Source organism: Micromonospora sp. C28SCA-DRY-2, from assembly GCF_030519475.1.
Lineage (GTDB): Bacteria > Actinomycetota > Actinomycetes > Mycobacteriales > Micromonosporaceae > Micromonospora.
This window is the reverse complement of the sequence record NZ_JAUMKD010000015.1, coordinates 1-4,353: the sequence shown is the minus strand read 5'-3', so window position 1 is coordinate 4,353 and position 4,353 is coordinate 1. Positions and strand designations below refer to the sequence as shown.

The following is a 4,353-nucleotide window of genomic DNA, read 5'->3' as shown; positions in this document are numbered from 1 at the left end:
CGCGGTGACCACCGCGTCCAGGCCACCGGAGCGTTCGGCCAACTGCCGGGTGGCGGCCTCGGCGGCCCGGGTGTCGGCCAGGTCGCACTCCACCCACGCCACCCCGTCCGCCGGCGGCCGCCGGTCCAGCACCAGCGGCCGGCCACCGGCCCGGGCCACCGCGGTGACCACCGCCGCGCCCAGCCCGCTCGACCCGCCCGTGATCAGGACTGTCGGCCCGGCGCCGGGCGGCCCCCCGCTCACCGGGTGCCGTCCGACGAGGTCGGCCGGCGGGTGGACGCCCCGGGCGGCGGCACGGTGTCGGTGAGCCGCCGATCCGTCGCCCGGGCGGCCGCGTCGGCCGGTCCCGCGCCGGCCGGCGGCCCGGGCTCGGCCGCGGCGTGCCCGGCCGAGGCGGCGCAGCAGGCGTCGCCGGACCGGCCACCGGTGGACCGGGCCGCGTCGATCATCGCCGTGGTGGAGCGCCCGTCCAGGTACGGCACCACCACGGTGTGCCCGCCCCAGCGGCGCAGGATCTCCGCCTCCGGCAGCGCCGAGGTGTCGCCGGCTCCGGTGGCGTAGTCGCCGCCCTTGACCCAGACGTCCGGACGCAGCCAGGACAGCGCGGCGTGCGGGGTCGGCTCGTCGAAGATCATCACCGCGTCGACGCAGCTCAGTGCCGCCAGCAGCCGGGCCCGGTCGCCCTGCGGGATGACCGGCCGGTCGGGCCCCTTCAGGCCGCTCACGCTGGCGTCGGAGTTGAGGCAGACCACCAGGCAGTCGCCGAGCTGGCGGGCGGCCTGCAACGTCGCCACGTGCCCGGCGTGCAGCAGGTCGAAGCAGCCGCCGGTGGCCACCACGGTGCCGCCGGCCGCGCGGACCCGGGCCACCACCGTCGCGGCCGAGGCCACCCCGACCCCGTCCCCGGCGCTGACCACCGACACCGGCGCCGGACCGGCCGGCGGGGGCAGCGCGTTCGCCACTCCCCCGTTCGCCACGTACGCCGACGCCTCGCCGACCGCCTCCTGGACCGCCTCGGAGACCAGCGCGCCCCGGGCCAGCGCCACGCTCGCGGTGGCCGCGAACCGGTCGCCGGCACCGCAGGTGTCCCCCTCGGCGGCGGCCGGCGAGGGCACCACCAGCGGCGTCGACCCGGCGTGGCAGAGCAGCGCGCCGTCCCCACCCAGGGTCACCGCCACCGCGCCGGCCCGCCAGCGCCGCCGCAGCCCCTGCGCGCCCCGGGACGCGGTGGCCAGCCGGGACCCGCCCGGCGGGGTGGGCACCAGTTCCCGTACCTCCGCCTCGTTCGGGGTGGCCAGGTGCACCCCGGGCACCGCGGCCGGGCCGCGCGGGTGCGGGTCCCACACCACCGGCGCGCGGGTGTCGGCCAGCGCCGCGCGCAGCGCCGGCTGCCGGGCCACCCCCCGGCCGTAGTCGCTGACCAGCACGGCGGAGGCGGTGGCGAGCAGCCGCAGCACCGCGTCGGACGGCTCCCCCGGATCGCCGGGCGGGCCGCCCCGGTCGTGCCGCAGCAGCACCCGCCCACGGGCCCGCAGCCGGATCTTCTCGGGCGTGGCGCCGGCCAGCCCGAGCGGGTACACCTGCACGCCGGCGGCGGTGAGCAGGGAACTCAACCGGGCGCCCCCGGCGTCGTCGGCCAGCGCGGTGACCAGCACCACCTCCGCGCCCTGCGCGGCGGCGAAGACCGCGGCCAGGCCGGCGCCGCCGGGCCGGTCGACGTACCCGGTCTCGTCCAGCACCGGCACCGGAGAGTCCGGACAGAGCCGGTTGACCACCCCCTCGACGTCCCGGTCGAGCAGGGTGTCACCGACCACCACCACGGGTCCCGCCACGCTTGCCCTCCTCACGCCTCGACCTGTCCACCGTCGAGCACCACCTCGACCCCGGTCCGCACCGGCCGCCCCGAGCGGGTGTGCCCGGCCGGCGTGCCACGGCGGGTCGCCGCCGCGGCCAGCGCCGCCGGCAGCGCCTGCTCGACGTATTCGCAGAGCAGGTGGGTGGAGACGAGGTGGAGTTCCTGGACGATCTGGCTGTCGTCGGAGGGGATGGCGAGGGTGTCGTGGCAGGCGTCGGCGAGGGGGTTGGGGGTGGGGCCGGTGAAGGCCCAGCAGCGTAGGCCGGTGTCGTGGGCGGCGTGGGCGGCGTGCAGGAGGTTGGTGCTGGTGCCGCTGGTGGAGAGCAGGAGGAGGATGTCGTCGGGTCGGCCGTGGGCGCGGACCTGGCGGGCGAAGACTTGGTCGTAGCCGTAGTCGTTGCCGATGGCGGTGAGGGCGCTGGTTTCGGCGTGGAGGGCGATGGCGGACAGGGGTTGGCGGTCGTCGCGGAGTTTGCCGACGAGTTCGGCGGTGAGGTGTTGGGCTTCGGCGGCGCTGCCGCCGTTGCCGGCCACCAGCAGCCGACCACCGGCCACCAGCCGGTGGGCCAGCGTCTCACCCCACCGGGCCAGCAGCTGCTCGCACTGCCGGTACGGCAGCAGCGCCGCGGCCAGGTTCGCCAGGTGGGCGTCGAGCAGGGTGCCCGCCGTCATCAGGCCACCACCCGGGTCGGCCGGTGCACGGCGGCCACCTCGTCGTAGACCTCGGCGAGCCGGTCCGCGGTCGCCGCCCAGGAGTAGCGCCGCCGGGCCCGTTCGAGCGCCGCGGTGGCGTACGCGAACCGGCGGATCCGGTCGTCGAGCAGGCGTTGCAGCGCGGTGCCGAGCGCGCGCGGGTCCCGGGCCGGCACCAGGTCCCCGGTGACCCCGTCGACCACCGTGTCCTTGATGCCGCCCACGGCGGTGCCGATCACGGGCACGCCGCAGGCCATCGCCTCCAGCGGGGTGAGCCCGAACGGCTCGTACCAGGGCGCGGCCACCAGGATGTCGGCCGAGCGGTACCAGCGGCCCATCTCCTCCCGCGGCACCGCGCCGACCAGGCGCACCCGGTCGGCCACCCCGCAGGTGCCGGCGAGCGCCCGCAGCCGGCGGGCGTACGGGTCGGTCTCCAGCAGGCCGGCCGGCGGGCCGCCCACCACCACGCACTCCGCGTCCGGCACCAGGGCCATCGCCCGGATCACGGTCTGGAAGCCCTTGCGCTCCACCAGCCGGCCGACGGTGAGGATCCGCGGCCGGCCGGGTTCGCGGTCGGCGACCGGGCCGAGCGGGGCGAAGGTGCCCAGGTTGACCCCGGACGGGATGACGGTCATCCGGGACCGGGGCACCCCCATCCGGACCAGCTCGCCGACCTCGTCCTGGCACTGCGCGACGACCCGGTCGACGGAGCGGCCCAGCTCCCGCTCGTAGGCCACCCGCCGGGCCGGGCTGGTGTCCTGTACGCCCTGGTAGCGCCGCTTGACAGTGCCGAGCGCGTGGTAGGTCTGGACCACCGGCACGCCGGTCTGGTGGCTGGCGGCGAGCGCGGCGAGGCCGCTCATCCAGAAGTGCGCGTGGATCACCTCGGGTGCCCAGTCGTCCCCCCGCCACCGATGCACCAGCCAGGTGCTGAAGTCCTTCATGTGCGGCAGCAGCGCGTCCTTGGCCACCGGTTCGGCCGGCCCGGCCGGCACGTGCACCACGTCGTAGCCGTCCGGGCTGCGTACCGTCACGGGCAGGTCGACCGCGTCGCGGCGGGTGTAGACCCGCACCTCGTGCCCGGCGGCGGCGAGCGCCGCGGAGAGTTCGGCGACGTGGGTGTTCTGGCCCCCGGCGTCCTCGCCGCCGAGGATGGCGAGCGGGCTGGCGTGCTCCGAGATCATCGCGATGCGCATACTTCCTCCTCCAGCAGCCGGTCCCAGTCGGCGAGGAAACGGTCGAGCCCGTAGCGGTCCCGCGCGGCCACCCGGGCCTCGGCGCCCGCCCGACGCGCCGCCGCCGGCTCCGCCAGGAACCGGCCGGCGGCGTCCAGCAGGACGTCGACCCGGGTGGACAGCGCACCGCCTCCCGGCGGCACCGCCATCACCGCCTCGGTGGTGGCCAGCGCGACGACCGGCATGCCGATCGCCATCGCCTCGATCAGGCTCAGCCCGAGCGAGGTCCACCGGCACAGGTGCAGGTACGCGCGCCGCCGCGCCAGCTCGGTGTGCATCCGGGCCTGCGGCACGTCGTCGTGGACGGTGACCCGGTCGGCGGGCAGGCCGAGCCGCTCCGGCAGCCCGGCCACCCCCATGCCGAAGACGTCCAGCGGCGCGATCTCGGCGAACCGGGGCAGCAGGTCGGTGCCGGTGACCCGCCAGCGCCGCACCGGCTCGTTGATCACCACGGCGAGCCGGTCCAGTTCGCCGGTGTACTCCACCGTCGGGGCCACGATGCCGTGGTCGACCACGGTGGTCCGGGTCGCGCCGGTGTCCCAGAACAGCTCGTTGAACCCGGTCACGTGC

4 protein-coding genes and 1 pseudogene are annotated in these 4,353 nt (G+C 77.1%); all 5 read right to left on the bottom strand.

Going from position 1 to position 4,353, the window contains the following annotated elements:
* Positions 1-243 (bottom strand): SDR family NAD(P)-dependent oxidoreductase (locus tag Q3W71_RS30875; RefSeq protein ID WP_302923007.1); only part of this gene is annotated, 243 nt, incomplete at its 3' end.
* 191 nt (positions 244-434) lie between these two features.
* Positions 435-1,832, bottom strand: a pseudogene (locus Q3W71_RS30870) (PfkB family carbohydrate kinase); the annotation flags it as partial.
* 11 nt (positions 1,833-1,843) lie between these two features.
* Complete coding sequence (locus Q3W71_RS30865; RefSeq protein ID WP_302923008.1) at positions 1,844-2,530, bottom strand: SIS domain-containing protein; 687 nt, start codon at positions 2,528-2,530, stop codon at positions 1,844-1,846.
* Complete coding sequence (locus Q3W71_RS30860; protein ID WP_302923006.1) at positions 2,527-3,744, bottom strand: glycosyltransferase; 1,218 nt, start codon at positions 3,742-3,744, stop codon at positions 2,527-2,529. The genes Q3W71_RS30865 and Q3W71_RS30860 overlap by 4 nt, the downstream gene beginning before the upstream one ends.
* Positions 3,729-4,353, bottom strand: a 625-nt coding sequence (locus tag Q3W71_RS30855; protein WP_302923005.1) for a glycosyltransferase, incomplete at its 5' end; no start/stop codon positions are given. The genes Q3W71_RS30855 and Q3W71_RS30860, both read right to left, overlap by 16 nt.

Excerpts from the sequence above, each read along its gene's own strand:
- Q3W71_RS30860 (WP_302923006.1), bottom strand. The coding sequence starts at position 3,744 with ATGCGCATCGCGATGATCTCGGAGCACGCCAGCCCGCTCGCCATCCTC.